Annotated in this window: 19 protein-coding genes and 4 tRNA genes; 14 read left to right on the plus strand and 9 right to left on the minus strand. The window is 59.1% G+C overall.

Going from position 1 to position 26,023, the window contains the following annotated elements:
- Positions 1-30: 30 nt before the first annotated feature.
- Positions 31-1,113: an elongation factor P maturation arginine rhamnosyltransferase EarP gene (gene earP / locus DARO_RS10485; RefSeq protein ID WP_011287783.1), complete on the minus strand. Its 1,083-nt coding sequence runs from the start codon at positions 1,111-1,113 to the stop codon at positions 31-33.
- Between the two features lie 24 nt (positions 1,114-1,137).
- Here earP and DARO_RS10490 point away from each other — a divergent pair, with 24 nt between their 5' ends.
- The 9 genes from DARO_RS10490 to DARO_RS10530 all read left to right on the plus strand — a co-directional run bounded on the left by DARO_RS10490 (position 1,138) and on the right by DARO_RS10530 (position 6,044).
- Positions 1,138-1,785 (plus strand): uracil-DNA glycosylase, encoded by a 648-nt coding sequence (locus tag DARO_RS10490; RefSeq protein WP_011287784.1) that lies wholly within the window; start codon positions 1,138-1,140, stop codon positions 1,783-1,785.
- A gap of 3 nt (positions 1,786-1,788) precedes the next feature.
- The gene (gene uvrC / locus DARO_RS10495) at positions 1,789-3,600 is read left to right on the plus strand and encodes an excinuclease ABC subunit UvrC (RefSeq protein ID WP_011287785.1); all 1,812 of its coding nucleotides are present in this window, start codon (positions 1,789-1,791) and stop codon (positions 3,598-3,600) included.
- 3 nt (positions 3,601-3,603) lie between these two features.
- A complete protein-coding gene (gene pgsA, locus DARO_RS10500) occupies positions 3,604-4,182 on the plus strand; it encodes a CDP-diacylglycerol--glycerol-3-phosphate 3-phosphatidyltransferase (protein WP_011287786.1) in 579 nt (192 codons plus the stop codon).
- 54 nt (positions 4,183-4,236) lie between these two features.
- A tRNA-Gly gene (locus DARO_RS10505) sits at positions 4,237-4,312 on the plus strand.
- A gap of 64 nt (positions 4,313-4,376) precedes the next feature.
- Positions 4,377-4,450: transfer RNA gene (locus DARO_RS10510), tRNA-Cys, on the plus strand.
- Positions 4,451-4,456: 6 nt separating this feature from the next.
- Positions 4,457-4,532, plus strand: a tRNA-Gly gene (locus tag DARO_RS10515).
- Between the two features lie 71 nt (positions 4,533-4,603).
- Positions 4,604-4,689, plus strand: a tRNA-Leu gene (locus DARO_RS10520).
- Positions 4,690-4,860: 171 nt separating this feature from the next.
- Entirely contained in the window at positions 4,861-5,094 is a 234-nt protein-coding gene (locus DARO_RS10525) for a hypothetical protein (RefSeq protein WP_041224328.1), read from the plus strand.
- 491 nt (positions 5,095-5,585) lie between these two features.
- On the plus strand, positions 5,586-6,044 hold the full coding sequence (locus DARO_RS10530) for a DUF1178 family protein (RefSeq protein ID WP_011287787.1): 459 nt from the start codon (positions 5,586-5,588) through the stop codon (positions 6,042-6,044).
- Between the two features lie 426 nt (positions 6,045-6,470).
- Here the strand turns inward: DARO_RS10530 and DARO_RS10535 are convergent, their stop codons facing one another.
- The 3 genes from DARO_RS10535 to DARO_RS23300 form a co-directional block, all read right to left on the minus strand.
- Positions 6,471-7,496, minus strand: a complete 1,026-nt coding sequence (locus DARO_RS10535) for an IS110 family RNA-guided transposase (RefSeq protein WP_011287788.1) — start codon at positions 7,494-7,496, stop codon at positions 6,471-6,473.
- Between the two features lie 119 nt (positions 7,497-7,615).
- Positions 7,616-8,047: a hypothetical protein gene (locus DARO_RS10540; protein WP_198134134.1), complete on the minus strand. Its 432-nt coding sequence runs from the start codon at positions 8,045-8,047 to the stop codon at positions 7,616-7,618.
- A 36-nt stretch (positions 8,048-8,083) separates the two neighbouring features.
- Entirely contained in the window at positions 8,084-8,212 is a 129-nt protein-coding gene (locus DARO_RS23300; RefSeq protein WP_497463054.1) for a hypothetical protein, read from the minus strand.
- A 257-nt stretch (positions 8,213-8,469) separates the two neighbouring features.
- Here DARO_RS23300 and DARO_RS10545 point away from each other — a divergent pair, with 257 nt between their 5' ends.
- Genes DARO_RS10545 through DARO_RS10555 form a run of 3 tightly spaced genes read left to right on the plus strand, consistent with a single transcriptional unit; the run spans position 8,470 to position 12,729 of the window.
- Entirely contained in the window at positions 8,470-9,789 is a 1,320-nt protein-coding gene (locus DARO_RS10545; RefSeq protein WP_011287790.1) for a helix-turn-helix domain-containing protein, read from the plus strand.
- 5 nt (positions 9,790-9,794) lie between these two features.
- On the plus strand, positions 9,795-10,115 hold the full coding sequence (locus DARO_RS10550) for a DUF1840 domain-containing protein (protein ID WP_011287791.1): 321 nt from the start codon (positions 9,795-9,797) through the stop codon (positions 10,113-10,115).
- A gap of 7 nt (positions 10,116-10,122) precedes the next feature.
- Positions 10,123-12,729 (plus strand): chemotaxis protein CheB, encoded by a 2,607-nt coding sequence (locus DARO_RS10555; protein ID WP_011287792.1) that lies wholly within the window; start codon positions 10,123-10,125, stop codon positions 12,727-12,729.
- On the opposite strand, the gene DARO_RS10560 is transcribed toward DARO_RS10555, so the two are convergent.
- The 5 genes from DARO_RS10560 to DARO_RS10580 form a co-directional block, all read right to left on the minus strand.
- The gene (locus DARO_RS10560; RefSeq protein WP_497463055.1) at positions 12,712-21,471 is read right to left on the minus strand and encodes a GH36-type glycosyl hydrolase domain-containing protein; all 8,760 of its coding nucleotides are present in this window, start codon (positions 21,469-21,471) and stop codon (positions 12,712-12,714) included. The genes DARO_RS10555 and DARO_RS10560 overlap by 18 nt on opposite strands.
- Before the next feature lie 163 nt (positions 21,472-21,634).
- Entirely contained in the window at positions 21,635-21,949 is a 315-nt protein-coding gene (locus DARO_RS10565) for a BON domain-containing protein (RefSeq protein WP_011287794.1), read from the minus strand.
- Between the two features lie 136 nt (positions 21,950-22,085).
- Positions 22,086-24,569 (minus strand): EAL domain-containing protein, encoded by a 2,484-nt coding sequence (locus tag DARO_RS10570; protein ID WP_011287795.1) that lies wholly within the window; start codon positions 24,567-24,569, stop codon positions 22,086-22,088.
- 38 nt (positions 24,570-24,607) lie between these two features.
- The gene (locus DARO_RS10575) at positions 24,608-24,895 is read right to left on the minus strand and encodes an encapsulin-associated ferritin-like protein (protein WP_011287796.1); all 288 of its coding nucleotides are present in this window, start codon (positions 24,893-24,895) and stop codon (positions 24,608-24,610) included.
- Between the two features lie 34 nt (positions 24,896-24,929).
- Positions 24,930-25,199, minus strand: coding sequence for a glycine zipper domain-containing protein (locus DARO_RS10580; RefSeq protein ID WP_049758621.1), 270 nt, complete (start codon positions 25,197-25,199; stop codon positions 24,930-24,932).
- Between the two features lie 202 nt (positions 25,200-25,401).
- On the opposite strand from DARO_RS10580, the gene DARO_RS22240 reads away from it, so the two are divergent.
- Both DARO_RS22240 and DARO_RS10590 read left to right on the plus strand, forming a co-directional pair.
- Complete coding sequence (locus tag DARO_RS22240; protein ID WP_011287798.1) at positions 25,402-25,560, plus strand: DUF3309 domain-containing protein; 159 nt, start codon at positions 25,402-25,404, stop codon at positions 25,558-25,560.
- Positions 25,561-25,589: 29 nt separating this feature from the next.
- Entirely contained in the window at positions 25,590-26,009 is a 420-nt protein-coding gene (locus DARO_RS10590) for a BON domain-containing protein (protein ID WP_011287799.1), read from the plus strand.
- Positions 26,010-26,023: the final 14 nt, after the last annotated feature.

Raw genomic sequence — 26,023 nt, forward strand, 5'->3', positions numbered from 1 at the left:
TCTCTAAGATCGGAAAAGGATAACGTTAAATTATACCTTGGCAGCACAGAATTTGACGAGGGCCGATGCCAAGTCGGGCTGAGAGGCTTGAGTTTCGGCCCAGTGCTTGCTGTATCGGGCAATATCCGCGTAGTTAGCCATGAAATTCAGCCACGCCAACTCGACATTGCTTCCAGTGTTCCACGCCAGGAACATCTCGCGGACCACGGCCTCCAGAGTCTTGTTCATGCCGGCACAATAGCGCTCAAGGAATGCCTCGAGTTTGATCAGATGGGCATCTTCGTCCTGAAAATATATCTGCCAGACGAATGGCTTGCCGGCCCACTGGGCACGAACGAACGAATCCTCGCCGCGGACAAAATTGACATCACATCGCCACAAAAGGCGATCGTAATCGTCCATTGGCATGAAGGGGATAGGCCGGATCAAGGCATTTCCGCACTGCCATGGCCCGGCTCCGCCAAGGTAAGTGCTGACCGCTGCCAGGGGTTTCCCCGGTGGCACATGGCAGGTTACAGGCTTGGACATTTTTGCTAGCGCATCGATCAATCCTCCGATCGGTGCCGTGTCATAGCAGAACAGACTGATTTCGAACTCGCTGCTGCCTCCGTTTTGAAGAAGGCTGCGATCACGTTCATCAAGCAGATTCTTTTCCCGCAGCAAGCCACCTCCTGCCCCTGAAAAACCCGGGAAAAAGAAATACTTGACCAAGGGTAAAGAGGGGTGGGGCGAGGCCATGCCGTGACAGCCATCAGCCCACGATTCGGCAGTCAGGTATTCCAGGTTGATCCAGCAGGGCTTTGGATCGGCGCTGGCCATCGAGGCAAGATAGGCATTCGGTAAATCACAGGCAAAGGCTTCGATAACAACTTCGGCAGGCCGGTCAAACAAGGAGTTTTCTCTCCAGTGACGGATTTCGACACCGTGGCACGAATATCCATCAATTGCAGGGTCGACGGCTGGGCACAGCGGCTGCAAGCTGGATGGATCATCCACCCACAATCTGACTCGACGGCCATGTTCGACCGCCAATTGCCTGGCCAGGCGCCAGCAAATGCCGATGTCGCCGTAGTTGTCGATAACCCGGCAAAAGATGTCCCAATGAAGCTGCATGGCCGCCATGCTAACATTCCCGCCATGTCAAGATTTCAAGATCCCACCAACTGCATCGCCTGTTCACGGCTGGCGGAACACCTGGCCACCATTCGTCAACGCGACCCTGACTGGCATGCCTTGCCGGTTCCCGCCTTCGGCTCTCTGGATGCTGAATTGCTCGTCGTCGGCCTCGGCCCGGGCGAAAAAGGAGCCAATCGAACCGGACGTCCATTTACTGGCGACGTCGCCGGCGAGTTGCTCTACCCGGCACTGCATCGCTTCGGATTTGCCAGTAGTCCGGAACCGCTTGGGTCTGATGGCTGGGCCAATCCGACGATGCAACTTACTAATTGCCGCATCACTAACGCCGTGCGCTGCCTGCCGCCGGCCAACAAGCCAACGACGGCGGAAATTCGCCAGTGCAATGCCCACCTGAAGGCCGAACTGGCAGCCATGCCGAAGTTGAAGATCATCGTTGTCCTGGGGGCCATTGCCCATCAGGCATTACTCTGGACGTACGGACTCAAGGCAAAAGACTTGCCATTTGGCCACCATGTCACCCACAAGCTGCCGGATGGGCGAACACTGGTCACCAGCTACCATTGCAGCGGCTATAACTGGCGTACCGGACGACTGACACGAGAGAGCTTTGAAGCGGTCTTTGCAGGGGTCAAGGCACATCTCGCCTAAATCATGAGTTTTGATGCCAAGGCCTTTCTGGCCACGCTGACTGAATTACCCGGCGTCTACCGCATGCTGGATATAGGCGGAAATGTGCTTTACGTCGGCAAAGCCAAGAATCTGAAGAAACGGGTTGCCTCCTACTTTCGGGAGAACCTCTCCAGTCCGCGTATTGCGCACATGGTCAGTCAGATCGCTTCGATTGAGACCACGGCAACCCGTACCGAAGCCGAAGCGCTGCTACTTGAAAACAACCTGATCAAGTCGCTGGCGCCGCGCTACAACATCCTGTTTCGGGATGACAAATCCTATCCGTATATCGTCCTGAGCAAGGGAAAGTTTCCTCGACTGGGTTTCTTTCGCGGTAATCCGGACCGCAAGGCTGATTATTTCGGCCCCTATCCATCCTCTTGGGCTGTACGTGACAGCATTCATTTGATGCAAAAAATGTTCCGTCTGCGCACGTGCGAAGACACTGTCTTTTCCAATCGCTCGCGCCCTTGTCTTCTTTACCAGATCAAGCGCTGCAGCGGCCCCTGCGTGGGCTTCATATCGGCGGACGACTACGCGGCCGACATCCAGTTAGCTGCAATGTTTCTCCTTGGCAAGCAGCAGGAAGTAACCCGCCGCCTAACCAAGTCGATGGAAGAGGCTTCTGCCAAGCTGGCCTTTGAGCAGGCTGCCGTATTCCGTGATCAGATACAGTCTTTGCATCAGGTTCAAGAAAAGCAGTTTGTCTCCAGCAGTAAAGGAGAGGATGTCGACGTCCTGGTCGCAATCAAGGAGGCGGGGCAGCTGTGCGTCAATCTGGCCATGGTCCGCGGCGGCAGGCACCTCGGCGATCGACCATTTTTCCCCACGAATGCAGCTGACTCCGAACCATCGGATGCATGTGCCGCCTTCATTCGCCAACATTACGCAGCCCATCCAGCACCAGCACGGATCCTTTCATATCCATTGCCTTCTGAAGACGAGGCGGGTGAAACCGAAGTGGCGCTTGCCGAATTGGCTGGCCGCCCAGTGCCCGTGCAGGAAGGGCGGGGCGCCACCCACAAGGCCTGGGTCGAAATGGCGATACAAAACGCACGTCTGGCTATCCTGGCGAAAAATCAGGCGACTGCCCAGCAAGAACAACGACTTGCTGCCTTGCAGGATGCCTTGCAACTTCCAGAGCCTATAGCACGGATCGAATGTTTCGACATCAGCCACACGATGGGCGAAGCAACTGTTGCCTCCTGTGTCGTCTACGAAGGCAATCGCATGAAAAAGAGCGACTATCGCCGCTTCAATATCCGCGACATTCAGGCGGGCGATGACTACGCCGCCATGCGTCAGGCGGTCAGTCGCCGTTACGACAGCATCGCGGGCGGGGAGGGGACTGCGCCCGATCTGATTCTCATTGATGGCGGCAAAGGCCAGGTCAGCTCGGCCTTCAGTGCGCTTGCCGACCTCGGATTGACCCATTTGCCGATGATCGGTGTCGCCAAAGGTGAAGAACGTAAGCCGGGGCTTGAAACCCTGATTTTCCCGGAGGGGCGGGAGCCGTTACAATTGCCGCCGCAACATCCGGCACTACACTTGATCCAGGAAATCCGCGACGAAGCCCATCGTTTTGCCATTACCGGCCATCGTGCCCAGCGCGGCAAAGCGAGAAAAACCTCGAAGCTGGAAAGCCTGCCTGGCATAGGACCGGCTCGTAGAAAGGCGCTCGTCGCGCGCTTTGGTGGCCTTCCTGGCGTACTTGCGGCAAGCATCGACCAGTTGGCCGAAGTTCCCGGAGTCAGTCGGGAAATGGCCGAGAAGATACATTCCGCATTACACTGAACCATGCCTTTCAACCTTCCCATCCTCCTGACGTGGCTCCGCATCGTAGCGATTCCGCTGCTGATCGCCATTTATTACCTGCCAACAGGCTGGGCGACTCTGCATGAACGTGATGTCGCCGCGACACTGATCTTCATGGCTGCCGCACTGACTGACTGGGCCGACGGCTATTTGGCGCGCAAGCTGAACCAGACTTCGGCCTTTGGCGCTTTTCTCGACCCCGTCGCCGACAAACTGATGGTTGCCGCAGCCTTGATCGTTCTTGTCCAGCTGGGAAGAACCGACGCGATCATTGCCACCATCATCATTGGTCGGGAAATCACCATTTCAGCGCTGCGCGAATGGATGGCAAAGATTGGCGCCGCAAAAAGCGTCGCTGTGTCGATGCTGGGCAAAGTCAAGACAGCCGCCCAGATGCTCGCCCTGCCCATGCTTCTCTACTATGCCCCATTGTCAGGTATCGACATGAAATCGCTGGGCAACTGGCTTATCTGGATCGCAGCCTTGTTGACCTTGTGGTCAATGGGCTACTACCTGCGTATGGCATGGCCGGAAATCCTCAAACGGAGTGCAGAAAAGTAGGGGTGAAATGTTGACATTTGCCTTGCCTGGCCTATAATGCGCGCTCTGTTTGACGCGGCAGTAGCTCAGTTGGTAGAGCGCAACCTTGCCAAGGTTGAGGTCGAGAGTTCGAGACTCTTCTGCCGCTCCAGAATTTTGGAAAGAACCTTTGGTTTTTTCTGCAGTGAAATTAGTAATGCATAGCTAGTAGGCGGGGCGCGGTAGCAAAGCGGTTATGCACCGGATTGCAAATCCGTGTAGGTCGGTTCGACTCCGGCCCGCGCCTCCAGAATACGCGGCAGTAGCTCAGTTGGTAGAGCGCAACCTTGCCAAGGTTGAGGTCGAGAGTTCGAGACTCTTCTGCCGCTCCAAATTCAAAAAGGGAAAGCGCCGGTCGCTTTCCCTTTTTTCATGTCGGGATGCCGATATAATCGACAACCCAGCCCGGGTGGTGAAATTGGTAGACACAAGAGACTTAAAATCTCTCGCTCTTCGAGTGTACGGGTTCGATTCCCGTCCCGGGCACCAATCAAGCATTTGACGTAGTCCAAGCAAGTCCAGAGAACCCGCCTAAGTGCGGGTTTTTTTGCTTATTGTTTTCACAGGATGCGATGAATTGCTTCGATTAAATACGGTCGCGTATTGAAACTTACATCAATCGAAGCTATGGTAAAGGCATAATGGAAAGAGAGGCCGAAAATGACCGTTCATAGAGCAACGACTGATCGTCGCCAGTTCGATTTTGGCCCACCTGGCGGTTGGGCCGAGCGTCGCCGCCGCGCTGAACGTCGCCTGCCTGCTGCCGAAGAGGCTCAGTTATCTCCGGACGAGTTTGCTAAATACTTCGGCTCATTCGGAAAAGTGGTGAGCAGTAACGCCAACCTGTTTGACGAGGCGGCTGAAATCCTTGATCGAGTACGTGACGGCTACTAACGGTTTTGTTTGATTAGTTGCCCTTCTTTTTCCGGTCTGGAGAACAGAAGATTTTGGCGCCCGGGCGCTGAATGGATCAGCGATTAGCTTCTGCAGAGCAGGGTAGTGACTGGTCCTCGGGTATTTGAACCGGGCAACACACTGCAAAGCTTCCAAGCCTGGCCTTCTGGCCATTTCAAGCAAACCGAGAATACGCTCTGCGACACCTTGATCTCTTCACGAGATCGGGGATAAGCGCACGCTATTGCCATTGCCTTGGGTATGGATAGCAACTTACTGTATGGATTCACCGTTGCCTTCTCAATACTCTGTAGTCTCAATCAGGAAGCGTTGGTGTAGGGTGGTATGATTCGCGCCCCAACGAAAAAGGCACTAGCCGGTTCTCGCCGGGAAACGCTGGGGGAAACCCCCGATTTCTATTAATTGATTTGCTTGTGCTGCAATGGATTTGGAGATTTAGTCGACTCCCGTCCGGCACTAAGATTGAACACATGATCATTTACGACCTCTGCTGCGACAACGATCACAAATTCGAAGGCTGGTTTCGTAGCGCGGATGCCTTCGATGATCAGATTGAACGCCGTCTGCTTTGCTGCCCACAGTGCGATAGCCATAAAGTTCACCGCATCCCATCGGCGGTAGCCATTTCTTCTCATGCTACCGAGGAGCGACGTGCTGACGCCAAACCCAGGAGTTCGGGTAACAGCACGGCCTTGATGCCTGTTGGCACTCAAGCCATGGCACTTTACCGGCATTTGGTTCAGACAATCGTCAGCAATAGCGAAGATGTCGGCAACGCCTTCGCGGAAGAAGCGCGGAAGATTCATTACAACGAAGCGCCGGAGCGTCCGATTCGTGGCCAGGCAACTCCGGATGAGTGCGATGCATTACGTGATGAAGGTATCCAGGTTTTGCATCTGCCGGCAGTAAAGGAGGAGGATCTGAATTGATCCTTTTTTCTGTGCAGATAATTTAACATAATGCAAATTATGCGCGTTTCTGGAACGTGGCGGAAGGCAGTTAACTAACTACAAGGGCTTCCCCATTCTTTGCAAGCGTTCTGAAGTTTTATCGTTTCATTCCTGATCCTGTTTTCTGACTGTTGATCGAACCCTGTCGTGTCGGTGCGAGAAGGTGAAGGACTGCGGTACTACAACCGGTCATCTTGGGCTTTTGCCCGGACCCTGATGAAAGACGCGCGCGGGGGCCTCAATCGTTAGCCGGGAGTCGCTTGCCTCCCCTTGAGTTAATCAGGCGCTCCCCGCGCGGGTCCAACCCGCTTCACATCAACGCTGGCAGTGCTTCGCTGGTCTTGGGCCGCCAGCGAACGGCCGGTGATTCCTTTCAGGTTTTTCCTTGCAAACGCTTTTTGCTTTTCAGGCGAGATCTTCGATACGCCGAAATTCCTCTCCGTAGTGCATGACCGCCCAGGCGAGTCGCAAGTTCTTGGCGGCGATGGCAACCGCCGCTTTCCAGTACCCGCGTCGCTCGACTAGATTTCTGGCCCAACGACTGAAGCGGTCTTGCTTGTCACCGAGTCCGGCGAGAACAGATCGGCCGCCCATGACGAGCAGACTGCGCAGGTAGGCGTCGCCGGCCTTGGTGATCCTGCCCAGCCGGGCTTTGCCGCCACTGCTGTATTGGCCGGGAACGAGCCCGACCCAGGCGGCAAGCTGCCGACCATTCTTGAAGTCGTGGCCGCCGCCCAGGCTGGCAACCAGGGCGCTGGCGGTGGTCGGGCCGATGCCAGGAAGTTGCATGAGCTGCCGGCTCCGCTGGTCTTGTTTGGCGGCCAGGGCGATGGCTTTGTCGTACTCGTCGATGTGTTCATTCAGTCGGTCGGCGTGAGCCAGCAGATCACCGACACAGCGGTTGGCCCAGCCGGGCAGTGCTTCGAGGTGGGCACCGATTTCCCGGCGCAGGCGTTCGACTTTCTGTGGCAGCACAATGCCGAACTCGCTGATCAGGCCGCGCAAGCGGTTGTAGAGCGCGGTGCGTTCTTCAACAAAACCTTGCCGGGTGCGGTGCAGGCAGAGGATGGCCTGCTGATCGACATCCTTGACCGGGACGAAACGCATGTTCGGCCGCGTGACGGCCTCGCAGATGGCCGCGGCATCGGCGGCGTCGTTCTTGCCGCGCTTGCCGCTCATCCGGTACGGCACCACAAACTTGGGTGCCATCAACTTCACGGTGTGGCCGACGCGGCTGAACTCTCTCGCCCAATGGTGAGCACCGGAGCAGGCTTCCATGCCGATCAGGCAGGGCGGCAGCTGGGCGACCATTTCCAGCAATTGGCCGCGCGCTACTTTTGGCTTGATAAAAATGGCTTTGCCATACTGGTCAACGGCATGCAAAGCGAATACATTCTTGGCGAGATCGATGCCTACAGTGACAATATTCATGGACTTCCCCTTTCGAGCAAATGATTCAGTGTGGAAACTCAATCATGGCAGCTCACGCTGCCTGCGGCTTCCGCCGCTAGTTCGGGACGGGGAAGTCCCTTTCATTCGTTATGCGGCCCTTAGGTGGAATCTGATCCATGCCTCTCGCTTTTTCTACGGGCATCTTCGAGTAGCTCTTTAGCCACCTCCTTTGCAAGCGCCAGCGTTTCCTCAGCGTCATCCTTTGCCACCTGTAGCGTTTTCTCAGCAGCCTTCTTCGCCACAAGCAGGGTTTCCTGAGCCGCGTTATCCAACTTGCCTGCAACTGCCGTCACCGCTGAAAGTGCCATCAGCACTATTGCCTCGGCGGCTATTACAGCAAGCGCCGTTGTCTCAGCCCGTTTTGTCAGCCTTTCTGCTGCAGTAGACGCATCCAGGAAAAGATTTTCCTTTTCTACTTCTTCCTCGGAGGAAACGATTACATCCTCCTGCCGCAATGGTGATGCGGGCCTCACAGAGTAATTTTCCATACAGTCTTCGACCTTGTGTGATTGGCTATTCTTGCCCGACATTTGAAAAACTGGGAGGCACCGTGACAAAGCACAAACTTAGCGAGGAATCAGCGGGTGTGGCGCGGCCTTCTCCTGTTTCTTGATTTGCTTGGCCACCTTCTTTTCCTTATGCGTCAAAACGGCCGGTTTCTTGCCTTCCTTCGTTCCGTGTTTTTCCTTGCCCATGGTCGTTCTCCTTGTTGTTAATGGGGAACTACAGAAACTAGCGAAAAAACAATTTTCTGTATGTTGGCGAGCGCACATATCGTTTTTGATTTGTTCTGTATCATGCAAATTGGTTGGGGGTTTTATAAATGACTGGCGCCAAACGAAGCCAGCCTCACATTAGAGAAAGTTCAAAACAACCCCTGACACCGATCGACACCAGCAATTTGTGTCATCAAATTTCCGAGAAGTACCTGGCGGATAAAAATGGAGGCGCGATGCCATCCGAATTGATATACAGCCCGAAACAGAACCGCATTCTTGGCTCGCTGCCAACCAATGACTACGCACGCCTGCAAGATGACCTTGATCTTGTCCATCTCGAACTGGGCCAGGTTCTCTATGAATCCGGCGATACGTTTGGCTACATCTACTTCCCGATCACCTGCATCGTTTCCCTGATCTTCACCACCAGAAAAGGCGGCACCGCCGAACTGGCGATTACCGGCAACGATGGTCTGGTCGGCATTCCTCTGGTGCTGGGCGGCGAAACCACCACGCACCGGGTCGTTGTGCAGAGCGCCGGCGCCGCCTACCGGCTCAAGGTCGAAGTCGTCCGCTGGGAACTCGACCAGGGGGGCGAGCTGCAGCATCTCGCACTACGCTACACCCAGGCGCTGATGACCCAGATGGCACAAAGCATCGTCTGCAACCGTTTCCACGCAGTCGATCAGCAACTGTGCCGCTGGCTTCTGTTCAGCCTCGACCTGCTGCCCGGCAATCAACTGAACATGACGCAGGAACTTATTGCCAACATGCTCGGTGTGCGCCGTGAGGCGATCACCGAAGCTGCCGGAAAACTGCAGGCAGCCGGCCTGATCGAGTACAGCCGTGGCCATATCACAGTGCTGGATCGCCCCGGCCTGAAAGCCCGGGCATGCGAATGCTACGCCGCCGTCAAGACCGAATATGACCGGATATTTCACCTGAAATCCGATATTCGAAGCTCCGGGCGCCCTCGCCCCAACCCGGCCAGCGTGCGCAATCGCGCCGAAGCCCGCTTACTGCAATCGCCGCATCCGGAGCCGCAAACCGCCTGGGACAACGCCCAACTGGTGCACGAACTGCAGGTGCACCAGATCGAACTTGACATGAGCAACGAAGAGCTCCGCCACGCCTATGAAGAATCAGACAATCTGCGTGAACGCTACGCCGATATCTATGACTTCGCGCCGGTCGGCTATATAACGCTCGATCCGCTCGGCGTCATCATCGACATGAATCTGGCCGGCGCCGTGCTGCTCGGCACCAAGGGATCCCAGAAAGGCCGGCATCGCTTTGCCGCTTTTCTGGAGCCCAATCATGCCGAGGCATTCAATCACTTTGTCGAGGAAGTTCTCTGCTCAAGAAAGAAGCTGCACTGCGAATCCGTGCTGGCTGCCAATGCCCACCGCCCGGCCACCAACATCCGGATCGAGGCAGTGCCAGATGCCGACGGCCGCGAATGCCGCATGGTCGTCATCGACACCTCGGGCAATGCAACAAGCACCAAGCACCTGTCGCGTCGTACCAGCGACAACATCCCCTCAGAGGAATAATCATCATGCTTATTACTTTCAAATCCGCCACCAATGCCGATCTGATCATGCACGAGAAGAGCGGCAAGGAAATTCTGCTCCTGCTCGGCAAGAATCCGGATGAAGCGCGTGGAATCATCACGGTCGAACAGTTGCCCGGAGCGGTTGCGACGCTGCAACAAGCGACCGCTGCCGAGAAGGCCAGTTCCTCGGAAACTGCCACCAGCCCGAGCGAAACCGAGCCCGATGACGAGCCGCCGGTTAGTCTCGCCCAACGCGCAGCCCCCTTCATCGACATGCTCGAACGCGCCATAAAGGCCGGCAACCCAGTTCTCTGGGGGGTATGATCCGCCAATGCCGTCTCAAGGAAAGCACGAGCAAGCCCTGCTACCCTCCTCCGCATTAGCTGAGGACAAGTACTTTCCGATCGTCGGCATAGGTACGTCAGCCGGAGGATTGGAAGCACTCGAGCAGTTTTTGGGCGGTGTGCCGGTCAATTGCGGCATGGCTTTTGTCGTCGTCCAGCACCTCGACCCCAATCGCTACGGCATGCTTCCGGAGCTCTTGCAACGGTCCACCCCGATGGTGGTCAAGCAGGCAGGAAACCGGATGAAGATCAAGCCGGATTGTGTCTATGTGATCCCACCCAACAAGGATCTGTCGATCCTCCACGACACGCTCTACCTGCTCGATCCGGTAGCGGCAAGAGGATTACGTCTGCCGATCAACTCCTTTCTCTGTAGCTTGGCCGAAGACCGGCGCGAACGAGCCATCGGCATCATCCTTTCCGGCATGGGATCAGATGGAACCCAGGGCCTGCTGGCGATCAGCGAACATGGTGGCCTGTCGGTTGTACAAGACCCTACTACGGCCAAGTTCGATGCCATGCCACGCAGCGCAATTGATGCCCGGCTGGCGGATATCGTTGCCCCGCCGGGCGATCTAGCCAGACGGATTATTGATCGTCTGCACCACCCGCCTCGCCTTTTGCCCCCCGAAACCTTTCTTGTGCCGGATAGCGAGGCCAAGAGCTCGGCCTTCGAGAAGATCTGCATCCTGCTGCGAGCCCAGACCGGCCACGATTTTTCGCTGTACAAGAAAAGCACGATCTATCGGCGCGTCGAGCGCCGCATGGGCATTCATCGTCTGGGCGGAATCGCCGACTACGTCGGTTTTCTCCAGACCAACCCGCAGGAAGTCGACCTGCTCTTCAAGGAATTGCTGATCGGCGTCACCAGCTTCTTCCGCGACCCCGCGGCCTGGGCCTACCTGCAGGAACAAGTGCTACCCGGGATGATTCTCGCCAAAACGCACGACAACCTGCTGCGCGCCTGGGTGGCCGGCTGCTCGAGTGGCGAGGAAGCCTACACGCTGGCCATGATTTTCGGCGAAGCGATGGACCATGCCAAACCCACCAACCGGATCGAGCTGCAAATTTTCGCCACCGACCTCGATCCGGATGCCATTGCCAAGGCAAGACAGGGAATCTATCCATCCAGTATTGCCGGCGACGTTTCCCCGGAGCGGCTGGCGCGGTTTTTTGTTGAAGAAAATGGCCGGTTTCGGATCTGCCAGGAAATCCGCCAGATGGTGGTGTTCGCACCGCACAATGTCACGATGGACCCGCCTTTTACCCGGCTGGATATCCTGACCTGTCGGAACGTGCTGATTTATCTGGGCGCCGACCTGCAAAAGCGCTTGTTGCCCCTCTTTCACTACAGCCTGAAACCCGGTGGCACGCTTTTTCTGGGTTCGGCCGAAAGCATCGGCAACTTTGCCGAGCTGTTTTCCCCGCTGGAGCCCAAGGCGCGAATCTATCGCCGGGAAGAAGTTAACCAACGAGCAATCGATGTCGATTTCCCGACCCGCTATTTAGGCGACTCCCCCAACCCTGCCCTGATACCGTCACCGACCATGCAACCTGCCAACCTGCAAACCCTGGCCGACCAACTGCTGCTGCAGAAATTCTCGCCGGCCGCCGTGTTGACCAATGCGGATGGGGACATCCTTTTCATCAGCGGGCGGACCGGAAAATACCTGGAGCCGGCGGCTGGCAAGGCCAACTGGAACATTCATGCGATGGCCCACGAAGGCTTGCGTCAGGAGCTGATTCTCGCCCTGCCCAAAGCACTGCGTATCGGCGAGGCCGTCGTCGTCAAAGACCTGACGATTGAGGATGGCAGCGAACGCCAGAGCCTTGACCTGACCGTTTATCCCATCGACGAACCCGCACCCCTCCACGGCATGGCAATGATCGTTTTTGCCGATGTTGTCGCGGCAAAACCAGCGCCCAAACGCCATTCGCGGAAGCAGCTTGTCGATGCCCGGGTCGCCGAACTGGAGCAGGCCCTGCTCCAGGCAAGGGAAGAGCTTCAGAGCATTCGGGAGGAAATGCAGACCTCGCACGAAGAACTCAAATCGGCCAACGAAGAGTTGCAATCGACCAATGAAGAGCTGCAGTCGACCAACGAGGAGCTGACCACTTCCAAGGAGGAAATGCAGTCTCTCAACGAAGAGTTGCAGACGGTCAATGCCGAACTCCAGTCAAAAGTCGATGAATGGTCGGCGACCAGCAACGACATGAAGAACCTGCTGAACAGCACCGACATCGCCACGGTTTTTCTCGACAACATGCTGCATGTGCGGCGTTTTACCCGCCAGGCGACACACATATTCAAGTTCATTCCGAGCGACATCGGACGGCCGCTGGCCGATATCGTCCATAAGCTCGACTACACCGATTTGCAGGACGATGCCCAAGAGGTCTTGCGAACGCTGGCCTTCTGTGAAAAACAGATCACCAGCAACGACGGATGCTGGTACATCGTTCGGATCATGCCCTACCGGACGCTCGAAAACGTGATCGACGGCGTGGTGATCACGTTCATCGACATCAGCGAGGCGAAACGCCTCGAAGCCGAACTCCGGGCCGCCAGAACTGCCCTACCGGGAAACCGATAACCCGGACTGAAGCCTGATCACGACCTGATGTTCGCCCAGGTCGTCGACCAGGGAAATCGCCTGCTCCGCCTGTTCAAGGCCATCGACGCTGACCGAACTCCCGGCAAACTCCGGGCCGGCCGGTATCAGCTGTACGGCAATATGAAATATCGTCGCCCGATAACGGTAGCGAATCTTGAACCCGGGCCAGCCCGCCGGCAGACAGGGCGACAGGTGGAGTTTGTCACCTTCCAGGCGCAGGCCAAGCAGCGATTCGACGAGTAGCCGGTACATCCAGCCGGCCGAGCCGGAATACCACGACCAGCCGGCACGACCGGTATGCGGTGCCAGTGCATAGACATCGGCAGCCATCACGTAAGGCTCAGCCTTGTAGGTGGCAACGGCGGCGACCGAACTGGTATGGCTGATCGGATTGATCATCGCCGTCAGTTCCCAGGCCCGCTCACGGTCGCCAAGGGCAGCGAAGGCCATGGCGGCCCAGATCGCGCCGTGGGTATATTGCCCGCCGTTTTCCCGCACGCCCGGCACGTAGCCCCGGATATAGCCGGGGTCGAGCTTCGTTTTGTCGAAAGGCGGATCGAGCAGTTGAATCAGCCCGGCCGGTCGGCGCACCAGATGCTCGTCGACGGCCTGCATGGCCTGTCGCCCGCGCGAAGCATCGGCCACACCTGACAAGACAGACCAACTCTGCGAGATGGAATCGATCCGGCATTCGGCGCTAGAACTGGAGCCGAGTGGGGTTCCGTCGTCGAAATAGGCACGGCGGTACCAGGCGCCATCCCACCCCTGTTGATCGATGTTCTGGTGCAATCTGGCCGCCTCGCCCCGGCAGAATTCGGCAAATGCCGTATCGCCATGATTCGTCGCCAGTGCGCTGAACTGATGCAGCACGTCATGGAGGAAAAAGCCCAGCCAGACGCTCTCGCCCTTGCCCTGAATACCGACCCGGCTCATGCCGTCATTCCAGTCCCCGGAACCGATCAGCGGCAGGCCATGGACGCCAAAGCGCAGGCCGTGGCGGATGGCACGGACACAGTGTTCGTACAGGCTGCCGACCTCGCCCGAACGGACCGGCAGATCGTAGTAGGAGTCGTCTTCCGGGTTGACCGGTCGGCCTTCGAGGAAACAGGTGCTTTCATCCAGCACGCCAGTGTCGCCGGTACACTGCACATAGCGGCAGACGGCCAGCGGCAGCCAAAGGTAGTCGTCGGAACAACGGGTGCGAACGCCACGCCCCGAGGGTGGATGCCACCAGTGCTGGACATCGCCTTCGGCAAACTGGCGGCTGGCGCAAAGGAGCAGATGGGCGCGAACCAGTGCCGGTTCGGTATGGACCAGCGCCATCATGTCCTGCAACTGGTCACGGAAGCCAAAGGCGCCTCCCGATTGGTAATAGCCGCTGCGCGCCCAGATCCGGCAGGCCAGCGTCTGATAGACCAGCCAGCCGTTGGCCAGCAGATCGAGCGCCGGGTCCGGCGTCTCGACCTGCACGGCGCCGAGCGACTGCATCCAGTATTCTTCAACCGCTTCGAGCGCCATGCGCGCCGCCAGTGGGCCACGAAAACGCTGGATCAGCTGGCTCGCTTCGTCAGTGCCATGCCCGACACCAAGGCGGAAGATGATCTCGCGTTCCTCGCCATCGGCCAGGTCGAAAACGATCTGGATGGCGCCGCACGGGTCCAGCCCGGCGCCAACCTTGCCGGAAAGACGGGCCCTCTTCAGCGCTGCCGGCTCTTGCGGCGTACCATTGCGTCCGATGAATTCGTTACGATCGCCTGTCAGCGTTCGACTCGGCTCATCGATATCGAGGAAGGCCACGCGCTCGGAGAACTCGGGGCTGTAGGGGTTGCGCGCCAGCAGCGCGCCACTGTCAGCCGCGACCTCGGTGCTGACATGCATGGCCGATTTGGCCCGCAGATCACCGAGCACCCATTCAACGTAGCCGGTGGCCGAGATTTGCCGCGGGCGACCTGAATTGTTGGTCAGTTTCAGCACCGAGAATTTGACGGCAGCATCGATGGCGACATAAACCTTGAGTTCGGAATGAATGCCGCCGGCGTTGGTTTCGAAAGTGCTGACGCCGAAACCGTGGCGGATCGTATAAGGCATGGCGCCGCGCACCGGCAAAGGTGTGGGCGACCAGACGTGGCCGGTTTCTTCGTCGCGCAGGTAGATGGCCTCGCCACCGGCATCGCTGACCGGGTCATCGTGCCAGGGCGTCAGGCGAAATTCATGGGCGTTGTCGCACCAGGTGTAGGCGCTGCCGCTTTCCGAAAGTACCGTACCGAATTTCGGGTTGGCCAGTACATTGGCCCATGGTGCCGGCGTGGCATGCTCTTGGGCCAGGGTAATGACGTATTCCCGGCCATCGGTGGAAAAGCCACCCAGTCCGTTGTAGAACAGCAGATCGAGGCCATTCACGGTGGCGGCCGGTGGGGCTTCGGGCCGATAGCGCCGGCTCGGCACCAGACGCGGCACGCGGGTTTCAACCGGGGCTCGCTGGTCGAGTTGTTCGGCCAGACTGCCGCGGCCGTCGGTGATCACGGCCCGCGCCACGGATTGCAGCAGGATGCGGTCTTCACTGGAAATCTGTTCGGCCAGCCGCACGAAAATGCCGCCCGGCCGGTCGATGACGCTGGCCTCGATGCCCGATGCGATCAAGCCCATGATCTGATCCTGCAGGCGCTGCCGGTAGCCGGCGTGGTCTTCGTTCCAGATCACCAGGTCCACGACCAGGCCTTTCAGGCGCCAATAGGCGTGGGCCTGCACCAGTTGGCGGACGAGATCGATATTGGCGGCATCGCCAATCTGCAGCAGCACAATCGGCAGGTCGCCGGAAATGGCATAGCCCCACAGGCCGGACTGGCCGCGCTGGTTGCGGATCAGCACCGAGGCATCGGCGCGCAGCGAGGCATTGGCATGGATGACCGAGCCGGCCAGGCGGGCGTAAAGCTGGGCGTCGGCTTCGGTGGCATTGAGCTGGCGCAGCACGACCTGGCTGTGCGTCCAGGTCAGTTCGAAGACGCGGTCGGCCAGGTGGCGGTCCTGATATTTTTCGATCAGCCCGAGGGCCATGGCTCGCGTTTCGGCGATACCTGTGACCAGATCGATGGTCACCGACTGCTCGGGCTCAAGCACGATGCGGTGACGGATGGCGACGATGGGATCGAGCACCGAGCCATCGGTGCCGGACAGGCGACCGGCTTCATCCATGGCCTGCGGACTGGCGGTGCTACGGGTGCGACCGATGAAGCGGGAGCGATCCGTCTCGGCGGAAACGGCGCTCGAAACGGCATCATGGACCGCCATCAGGTGCAGCATCCACGGCGCCTGTTCGTCGAGCGAACGGGGCCGGCGGGTACACAGCACAGCATTGCGCCCGTGCAGGATTTCACTCTGCACGAACAGGTTGCTGAAGGCTGGGTGCAGTTCATCGGCCGCCGCCGGGGCGATGACGACCTCGGCATAGCTGGTCACCTCGATTTCGCGGCGCTGGCGGGACCGGTTGGTGATCTTGGTCCGGCGTAGTTCAATATCGTCCTCGGGGGAAACGACGATGTCGGTATAGGTTTCGAACTCCCCTTCCCCGCCGGCCAGCGAATCACGGCGGCGGAATTCGGCGCGCCCTTCGGAGAAGATGGCCTCGTAATGATCCGGCCGTTTGAGCGTCGGCTGAAAGGCAGTCGACCAGACAGCGCCACTGGCCAGTTCGCGGATATAGCAGAAGTTGCCCCAATGGTCGCGGGTGCCATCCTCGCGCCAGCGCGTCACGGCCAGATCGTTCCAGCGGCTGTAACCGCCGCCAGCATTGGTCACCATCACGTGATAGCGACCGTTCGACAGCAACTGGACTTCCGGCACCGGCGTATCCGGGGTGGTGAAGACACGGATCGGCGTCTCTTCGGAAATCGATGCCGAACGCGCATCGGCCAGTTCGGCCGTGTGCGAGAACAGCGTCGTGACCTTGGGAATGCGTTCCTGGAGCAGCAGCAGGATGGCCTGAAACAGGCGGTCGGCGACAAAGCGCTTTTGCATCGGCTGATTGAGCAGCAGGTAGTCCAGTGCCAGCAGGCTCATGCCCTGATGGTGCGCCATGAATGAACGGACCACGACGTGCGACTGGCCGCGCCGCTGACGGGCCGGCGTGTAGTCGATGGACTCGAAGAAACCGTATTTGCCGACGAAGCCTTCGTCGGCCATTCGTTGCAGGTTGAGGCAGGCCGCTTCCGGCGCCACCATCAGCGCCAGCGCTGAAGCATAGGGGGCAATGACCAGATCTTCGGCCAGCCCGCGCTTCAGGCCCAGCCCCGGCACCCCAAAAGCGCGATACTGGTAGTTGAGGTGGACATCGACCGTGTTGTAGCCCGATTCTGACACGCCCCACGGCACGCCGCGCTGCTTGCCATATTCAATCTGCCGCGCCACGGCGGCCTTGCAGGTCTGGTCGAGCAAGGTGTTCTCATAATTTGGCATGACCAGCATCGGCATCAGGTACTCGAACATCGAGCCGCTCCACGACAGCAACGCTGGTTCGCCACCGGTGCCGGTCAGCAGACGGCCGAGCGAGAACCAGCTTTCCTGCGGCAGTTGCCCTTGCGCGATGGCCACGAAATTGCACAGGCGTGCTTCGGAAGCCAGCAGATCGTAGTAACTGCTATCGACCCGGCGTTCAGTCACGTTGTAGCCGATGGTCAGCAGGTGCCGCGCCTTGTCGAACAGGAGGTCATAGTCCATTTCGGCCAGCTCGCCTGCCTGAACGGCCAACTCCTCGATCTGGACAATTCTCCGGTTGGCGCCATCGCCGGCGGCCACAATCTGGCGCGACAGTTCGACCAGCCAGTTCCGTTGTTCGGCATTCAAGTCCATCGCAAGGTGTGTCTCGATGTCCGGGCAGCGTTCGGTGGACAGCCGGGCCAGACCGCGCAGGGTCGGCAAGGCTGCCTCGTTGGAGATTCGGGCAAACACTTCCAACCCCACCGGCGGTGGCGGCAGACTCAGCCAGGGGACCAGTTGCTCCAGTTCAGACTGCGACTCGGCCAACTGCCGAACGAGCGCCTGCACCCATTCGGCGGACTCATTCTCAAGCGGCGTTTCATCGTGCACGGAAAGGCTCGCCGCAACCTCGGTCGCCAACTCGTCGGCGCCCTCAGCCAATTGCTGCAACAGCCGAGCCATGGCCGTGATGGTCGCGGGTGGATTAAGCATCGCCGCATCAAGCGCCTTGCGGAAGGCGGCCAGTGTGCCGGCCACGGCTTCATCCGCAGATTCGGCGAGCAGGCCGAGCGTGTCGTTCAGACCGGCCAGCAAGCGTGGCTGCAGTATCGGTGCTTCGGCCAGCCCGAGCAGGCCACCGCGCAGGGTCAGCAGATGTCCGGCCAGATTGCCGCTGTCGACCGTCGACACGTAGAGCAGCGGCAGCGGTTGCAGGGTCTGCGTGTCGTACCAGTTATAAAAATGGCCGCGATAACGTTCCAGCCCAAGCATGGTCTGCAGCGTGTTGGCCGTGCGTTCGAGCAGCTTGCCAGTCGGAATGTAGCCGAAATCCCAGGCGCTCAGGTTGGCCAGCAGGGCCAGCCCCATGTTGGTTGGCGAGGTGCGGTGGGCGACGGCGGCGACCCGGTATTCCTGATAATTGTCCGGGGCCAGCCAGTGATCCTCCGGGCCAGCAAAATGCTCGAAGAAGGCCCAGGTCCGCCGGGCAATCCGGCGCAGGAAGAAGCCCTGCTCGGCGGTCAGGTGAGCCTTGGGGGCCGCCAGCGGGCGGCTGAGCCACCAGGCCATGAACGGTGAACCCAGCCAGAGCAACAGAACCGGCGTCGCGATAAACATCTGTTCCGGACCGGCCAGCATCAGCCAGGCTCCCAGCACGATGCCCAGCAACGGTCCGACCCACATGCTGCGCAGGCAAGCGACCAGCTCGCTACGGCGGCGCCCGGCCAACTGGCGCTCGACCTCGCTCGATGGATTCCATTCGAGCAGTTGACGATGCGACACCAGCAGGCGCCAGGTGGTGCGGGCAATGGCATCGAGGCTGAACAATGCTTCATAGGGCAGACAGGCCAGTTCAAAGCCTAGCTGCCGGAAATGGCGCAGGGCCGAGCCGGCCACGGCGGCAAAGTGCTGCCGGAGCAGGACTTCATCAGGTTTGCGGCAGGCATCGAGCAAGGCGGCAAAAATCGGCCGCACGATCAGGATGCCGAGAATCGATAGCGTCCACCACGCCACCGGCGCGAGTGCGGTCCAGCCCAGCACGAGCAGTACGCTCAGCGCGGCCGGAACGAGGCTGCGCCTCAGGTTGTCGATCAACTTCCATTGCGACAGATTCGAGAGCGGATTGCGATGCCGACACAAGCCCTCACCCGGTACGCGCCGGAACAGCCAGCCGACCAGTTGCCAGTCGCCGCGCATCCAGCGATGGCGACGAATGACATCGGCCCGGTAGCTGGCCGGGCAATCCTCGTACAACTGCACATCACTGAGCAGCCCGGCCCGGGCGTAGCAGCCTTCGAGAAGATCATGGCTGAGAATGCGGTTTTCCGGGAAACAGCCACCCAGCGCACGCTCGAAGGCGGCGATATCGTAGATGCCCTTGCCGATGAACGAGCCTTCGCCGAAGACATCCTGATAAACATCCGACACGGCGCGGGTATAGGGGTCGATGCCGGGCTCGCCGCCGTACAGCCGAGCCAGGCGCGAGCGATTGGTACCCGGCAGGCTGACCGCGACACGCGGTTGAAGGATGCCGTAGCCGCTGACGACCCGCTGCCGGGCCTCGTCAAAGCGCGGGCGATTGAGCGGATGCGCCATCGTCCCGACAAACTGCCGTGCGGCATCACGCGGCAACTGGGTGTCGGTATCGAGCGTGATCACATAGCGGGTGCCAAGCAGCGCTGCTGTATCACCGGCAATCAGCGAAAATCCGTCGCGCGTGCCATTCAGGAGCAGCGCATTCAGATCGGCCAGCTTGCCGCGTTTTCGTTCGTAGCCCATCCAGACGTGTTCCTGCGGATTCCAGCGGCGTGGCCGGTGGAACAGGAAAAAGATGTCGGGTGCGGTGAATTCTGCCTGAGCGCAATATTTCGTGTTCAAGGCGGCGATTCGTTCGCCAGCCATCTGCATCAGGGCGGCGTCTTCAGGCAGCATTTCCTGTGCGGCATCGAGGAAATCGCTCAACAGCGCGAAGTGCAGGCTGGGATCGCGATTGGCCAGGAACCTGACCTCCAGGGCCTCGATCAGGCTCTCGACACCGCTCGCACTGGTCAGCATGGTCGGTACGACGACCAGCGTTCGCGAGGCTGACGGGATGCCTTCCGAAAAATCCATTTTCGGCAGGGGGTGCGGCGACACCAGCAGGCTGGCCAGCCAGTTCACCAGCGAGACGGCCAGTTGGCTGGTCGCCAGCAAGGCGACCAGGCCGAGCAAAATCATTGCCCACAGCGGCAAACCGGCCGGAATGGCGCGCATGACCAGGCTGCCGGCCAGCAGCATGGCGATTGCGGTGACACCGCCGAGGTAGATCGTCAGCGGCATGCGGCTTGCCGCCCGGCGCACGCTCTCTGGGAAGGTATGACGTACTTCGACGGCGCTTTCGAGCTTTGGCAAGCCCGGACCAAGCAGATAGAAACCGACGTGGCCAGCCGCCCCGCCCTCTTCCGCCCCGGTGCGGGCCAGTTCGACCACCCGGGCCGCCAGCGCCCCTTCGCTCAGATCGGACTTGCGGGCTATCGCTTCGGTGGCGTGGCGGTAGCGGTCGCGAGTGGCGAAATCCATCTCGCCATAAACGCCGCCGGGATCGCCGAGCAAGGTTTGTTCGACAATGCTCTGGGTTTCGACGAATTTCTGCCAGTCCATGGCGCCCAGGATGCGCAGGCTGCCGATGCTGTTGCTGATCGACACCTGATCGGCCGCCTGCAACTGAGTCTCGGCCTGCACCATATGGGCAATCGTCAGGCCCGATTCGGCCAGATGCTGCTCGATCCAGGTCAGCGGCAGCGCCAGCGCCGGGCCGCGGCCCTGCAGGCGGCGAGCCAGTTCGGCGACAAAGGCGCTGACCATCGGCGGTTGCGAGCGCGCCATGTCGGCGATGGTCAGAATCAGGTTCTTCGGGTCATGCTCGGCGGCCTCGATCATCCGGTCCGCCCACAGTTCGGCCAGGTTGCGCTCGTCCCAGCCGGCCGCGATGCGAACCCCGACCCGGCGCAGGTTTTCAATCACGGCCAGGCGCAGCATGATCGGGATCGCCCACAACTCGCCGAGCCGCAGGTCGGTGACCGTTTGATAGGCGGCGACGAAACGGCTCAGCGTTTCCGGATCGACCCGGCCATCGCCATGCGCCACGGTTTCCAGCGCAATGTCGTAAACGCGCGGATGACCGGCCGATGGACCGTTGGCCAGACGCGGTAATTCGCGGCTGTAACCCTTGGGCAGGTGCCGCTTGGCGGTGCGAATCTGCTCCTCGATCAGGTAGAAGTTATCGAGCAGCCATTCTCCAGCCGGGGTGATCCGTCGTTTTTCGGTAGAAACCGAGGTCAGTCGGCGGCAAACATCGACCAGGGTATTTTCATTGGCGGCCAGGCGACCGAGCAGGCGATCCGCGACCGGACTCGCCGCCAGCCGGTGAGCGGCGGCCAGCGCCTTGCCATGCTGCGCCATCTGATCGGCACTGTACAGGGCGGCCCGTAACGGTGCCTCTTCGGTGGACTGGGCGGCCGACCATTCAGCCTCGCCGAGGCCTTTGATCAACTGGCGAAAATATCCCGGGAGCGACTTGCCTGATTTCAAATTGAACGGCCTTTCCAGAAACAAAAAATCTCACGATGCATGGCGCACCGTGAGATTGACTACTTCAATCCGCCGGTCCGGTGCCAGACCAAATTCCTGCACCGGCCCGCGGGCTGATCGTCAATTACTTGATACGCATGTCGTTCTTGACCGAGCTGACACCCTTGACCGTACGGGCGACCTCGACGGCCTTGCTGGCAGCGGCCTGCGAACTGACGAAACCGCTCAACTGCACGACACCCTTGTAGGTTTCGACATTGATTTCGGCTGATTTCAGGGTGGATTCGCCAAGGATGGCGGCCTTGACCTTGCTGGTGATCATTGCGTCGTCGACGTATTCGCCAGTGCTTTCCGACTTGGAAGTGGATGCGCAACCAACGGCGGTGAGCAGCGTCAGTGACAGAAACAGGGCGGACAGATATTTGCTGAATTGATTCATGGGACTCTCCAATTGGGGGAAACACGGGACTTCCTGATTCCGGCACCGCTTCCCGTTGGAACTTCGACGCCTCAATGACAGAGACTAGTCAGCGATGACGAATGCGTCGGTGTGTTGGCACACATAGCACCCGGTATCAGTTCAGGTCGGCGGAAAAACCACGGTCATTGAGCAGCAGGCGGGCGAATTCATCGGCCGGCAAAGGACGGCCGAACAGGAAGCCCTGCCCTTCATCGCAATGCAGCGTGCGCAGGAAAGCCAGTTGCTCCTCGGTTTCCACGCCCTCTGCAACGACGCGCTGCTTGAGGTTCTTGCCCATGCCGATCATGGCGCCGACGATGCTGGCATCGTCCGGATCGATCGCAATGTCATGAACGAACGACTGGTCGATCTTCAGTGTATTGATCGGAAAGCGCTTCAGATAGCTGAGGCTCGAATAGCCGGTGCCAAAGTCGTCGATGGCCAGCTGCATGCCCATCGTCTTCAGCGCTTCCAGTACCGTCGCCGACGATTCGGCATCGTGCATCAGGATGCTTTCGGTCAATTCCAGTTCGAGATAACTGGGCAGCATGCCGGTTTCCTTCAGGATCAGTGCCACCCCTTCGAGAAAGTCCTTGTGGCGAAACTCGACGGCTGAAATGTTGACTGAAACGGGCACGGCCACCAGCCCGGATTCCTGCCAGGCACGGACCTGACGGCAGGCTTCGCGCAGTACCCAACTGCCAATCGGGACGATCAGACCCGATTCTTCGGCGATCGGCACGAACTGCTTGGGATAAACCAGCCCATGTTCAGGGTCCTGCCAGCGGATCAGGGCTTCGCTGCCGATCATCATCCCTGAAGCCAGATCGATCTTGGGCTGGTAATAGAGCATGAACTCGCCCTGGCGCAGTGCACGGCGCAGGTTGCCTTCGATAAACAGGCGCCGGACGGCACGGGTATTCATTTCGGTGGTGAAAAACTGGTAATTGTTCCGGCCGTTGGCCTTGGCGTGATACATCGCGGTATCGGCATTCTTCATCACGGTATCGGCATCCATCCCATCATCGGGATAAATGCTGATACCGATGCTCAGGGAGACGTGAAGCTCATTCCCGGCAATCAGGCAGGGTTCGGCAAAAGCGGCGAGAAGTTTTTCAGCAATCGGTGCGGCATCCCTCGCCTGCTCGATCTCGGCAAGCAGGATCACGAACTCATCCCCGCCCTGCCGGCAAACCGTGTCGGTATCGCGGATGCAGACGATCAGACGCTCGGCGACCTGTTGCAGTAACTGGTCGCCGACGGCATGCCCAAGGGAGTCGTTGATATGCTTGAAATAGTCGAGGTCGAGAAACAACATTCCGACCCGCTTGTTGTGCCGCCGCGCCTGGCCAATCGCTCGCGAAAGACGCTCAGTCAGCAAAGCCCGATTCGGCAAGCCGGTCAGGAAATCGTGTTGGGCCAGATGCGCCATCTTCAGCGCCATGGCCCGCGACTCGCTGACGTCGTGAAAAACAATGACCGCACCGGCCACCTGGCCGTCCCGGTTATGAATCGGCGCCGCCGAATCCTCGATAGCAGCTTCCAGACCATCGCGATGAATAAGGATGCTGTCCGCGGCCAGCCCGACCGTTCGATTCTCGCGAATGGCCAGCTGCGCTGGATTTGGCGCCACCTCACGAGTTGTACCGTTGAGAATTCTGAATACCTCGGACAGCGGCTGACCGATAGCCGCCTCCCTGGGCCAGCCGGTCATCATCTCGGCGACAAGATTCAGGTAGGTCACATCACCCTTCAGATTGGTCGTCAATACCGCGTCGCCGATGGAATTGAGCGTTACCTGGGCGCGCTCCTTTTCCTCGAACAGGGCGTCCTCCGTTATCTTGCGTTCGCTGATGTCTTCCACCGTCTGAACATGGCCGCGCAGATGCAGGCCATCCAGCATGGCCGCCGCATTCAGGCGGGCCCAGACGATACTGCCGTCGGCTCGCAGAAACCTGGCTTCCGTCTGAAATGTTGCCTCGCCGAGCGCCGCTGCCCGCCATTCGAGCAGGACGCGCTGGCGATCATCGGGATGAATCGCCATGCTCCAGTTGGTGCCCAGGGTCTGTTCCAGATTCAGCCCCGATATCTTGTGATAGGCCGCGTTGGTATAGACGCATTCGCCGTGGATGTCCGAGACGAAGATGCCAAGCGGCGAGGCATCACTCATGGCACGAAAACGGGCTTCGCTGAGAGTCAGGGCCTGGCGTGTTGTCTTGCGCTCTATCAGGTAGCGCAGCGTGCGCGGCAACCAGTGGGCATCGACCAGGCCCTTGACCAAGTAATCGTCGGCGCCATTCTGTACGGCCAGGCGTGCCACCTCTTCATCGTCGGCCGAACTCAGGATGAGAATCAGTGCATTGGCCGCCAGGCGGGAGACCTGCTCGAAAACTGCTATGCCTTGTCCATCAGGCAAACTGAGATCGAGCAGGACGATATCGAAATTCGCCTTGCCCAGACAGTTCAGGGCCTCAGACAGACGTGCAGCCTTATCGATCTGGTAGGTCGCCCCTCCTTGGTGATCCAGTGCCGCTTCGATCAGTCGGGCGTCGTCCGAATTGTCTTCAACCAGAAGTACGTGAAGCGCAGCATCATTCATCGCCCGGTCTCCTGACTTGCTTCAGAACAGCTCGCCGGTCACGGGTGAGGCACCGGTGTTTCGGTAAAGAGATACTCCTTGAGCTGTCCGGAAAAGCCCTCGTCCTTCCGTCGTATCCACTCCAGAAGCATGGCGGCATGCTCCTTTTCCTCATCGCGGTTGTGTTCGATGATGGCTTTCAAACCAACATCCTGGCAGGCAGCGGCACGCTGGTTGTACCAGTCGACCGCCTCCAGTTCCTCCATCAGTGAAACCAGCGCCCGGTGCATGTCGCGGATTTCGGCGGGTAGTTCGTCGACGGGTTCGTGATAACCGACACTAGACATTGATGCCTCCTGAATTGATGGGGGTATGCGTGGATCAGCGGCGGATGATCAAGGCGCCGATGAAGACACCGGCGGCCGCGGCGATGCCGGCGACTTTCCAGGGATTCGCCCGCACGTATTCGTGGGTTAAATTGGCGGCGCCACAAGCCTTTTCCGACACCGCATGGCGCGTTGCGGAGAACTCTTCGGCCACGGAATGGCTGGCGTCCTTGAGCAGATGGTCGGCCTTGCCGACCATCCCTTTGAACAGGCTTTCCTTCGGGTTTTCGGTCGATCCCGGGGTGGTAGTGATTTCTGTACTCATGATTTCTCCTGGTGTCTGCAATGCGTGGTTGTAGGGAAGGACGGACCATCCGACTGGATGGCCATTCCATTCCTCTGACATGCATCTTCAGTGCTGGCAAATGCCGGGTCTGTGCGCTGGCGAACAGACCACGGTGATCGCCTCCGTAAGATGAGAGGCACCGCATTAATCGTTAATGCCCCGCAACACTGAGGAGAAAGAAATGAGCTTGGGAACCATTCTGTTGATCGTTCTGGTCCTGTTATTGATCGGCGCCATTCCAAGCTGGCCGCATAGCCGGGGCTGGGGATATGGCCCAAGCGGCGGCATCGGGCTGGTCGTGGTCATCCTGCTCGTTCTTGTGATGCTGGGCAGGATTTAGCCCCCAAAACCACACCGGAGATTCAAGTCATGATGCAAAACAAAAGCACGTTTATTACCGTTTCACTGCTCCTTGCGCTTGGCCTGAGCGCTTGCGACAAGCCAGGATCAGCCGAAAAGGCGGGCAAGAAAATGGATCAGGTCGCCAGCGATACCGACAAGAAGGTCGGCGATACCGTCGGAAAAGTCGAAAAGAAGATGACCGAGCAAGGCGAGAAAACCGCTCAGGTATTCGATGACACGGAAATCACTGCCAAAGTCAAAGCTGAACTAATGGGTGAACCAGGCCTCAAGTCGATGCAAATCAGTGTCGACACCATCAAGGGGGTTGTCACGCTGAGCGGTACGGTTGATTCGAAAGCCAACAGTGACAAGGCCAGGGCCCGAACGATGGCGATTAGCGGTGTCAAGGACGTGACTAACCAGCTCGTCATTACAACCAGCAAATAAGTACGAACCACCAC

The organism is Dechloromonas aromatica RCB, from assembly GCF_000012425.1.

Bases quoted from the DNA above. Each gene is read 5' to 3' on its own strand.
- earP (WP_011287783.1), bottom strand. From the start codon at position 1,113: ATGCAGCTTCATTGGGACATCTTTTGCCGGGTTATCGACAACTACGGC.
- DARO_RS10490 (WP_011287784.1), top strand. From the start codon at position 1,138: ATGTCAAGATTTCAAGATCCCACCAACTGCATCGCCTGTTCACGGCTG.
- uvrC (WP_011287785.1), top strand. From the start codon at position 1,789: ATGAGTTTTGATGCCAAGGCCTTTCTGGCCACGCTGACTGAATTACCC.
- pgsA (WP_011287786.1), top strand. From the start codon at position 3,604: ATGCCTTTCAACCTTCCCATCCTCCTGACGTGGCTCCGCATCGTAGCG.
- DARO_RS10525 (WP_041224328.1), top strand. From the start codon at position 4,861: ATGACCGTTCATAGAGCAACGACTGATCGTCGCCAGTTCGATTTTGGC.
- DARO_RS10530 (WP_011287787.1), top strand. From the start codon at position 5,586: ATGATCATTTACGACCTCTGCTGCGACAACGATCACAAATTCGAAGGC.
- DARO_RS10535 (WP_011287788.1), bottom strand. From the start codon at position 7,496: ATGAATATTGTCACTGTAGGCATCGATCTCGCCAAGAATGTATTCGCT.
- DARO_RS10540 (WP_198134134.1), bottom strand. From the start codon at position 8,047: ATGTCGGGCAAGAATAGCCAATCACACAAGGTCGAAGACTGTATGGAA.
- DARO_RS23300 (WP_497463054.1), bottom strand. From the start codon at position 8,212: ATGGGCAAGGAAAAACACGGAACGAAGGAAGGCAAGAAACCGGCCGTT.
- DARO_RS10545 (WP_011287790.1), top strand. From the start codon at position 8,470: ATGCCATCCGAATTGATATACAGCCCGAAACAGAACCGCATTCTTGGC.
- DARO_RS10550 (WP_011287791.1), top strand. From the start codon at position 9,795: ATGCTTATTACTTTCAAATCCGCCACCAATGCCGATCTGATCATGCAC.
- DARO_RS10555 (WP_011287792.1), top strand. From the start codon at position 10,123: ATGCCGTCTCAAGGAAAGCACGAGCAAGCCCTGCTACCCTCCTCCGCA.
- DARO_RS10565 (WP_011287794.1), bottom strand. From the start codon at position 21,949: ATGAATCAATTCAGCAAATATCTGTCCGCCCTGTTTCTGTCACTGACG.
- DARO_RS10570 (WP_011287795.1), bottom strand. From the start codon at position 24,569: ATGAATGATGCTGCGCTTCACGTACTTCTGGTTGAAGACAATTCGGAC.
- DARO_RS10575 (WP_011287796.1), bottom strand. From the start codon at position 24,895: ATGTCTAGTGTCGGTTATCACGAACCCGTCGACGAACTACCCGCCGAA.
- DARO_RS10580 (WP_049758621.1), bottom strand. From the start codon at position 25,199: ATGAGTACAGAAATCACTACCACCCCGGGATCGACCGAAAACCCGAAG.
- DARO_RS22240 (WP_011287798.1), top strand. From the start codon at position 25,402: ATGAGCTTGGGAACCATTCTGTTGATCGTTCTGGTCCTGTTATTGATC.
- DARO_RS10590 (WP_011287799.1), top strand. From the start codon at position 25,590: ATGATGCAAAACAAAAGCACGTTTATTACCGTTTCACTGCTCCTTGCG.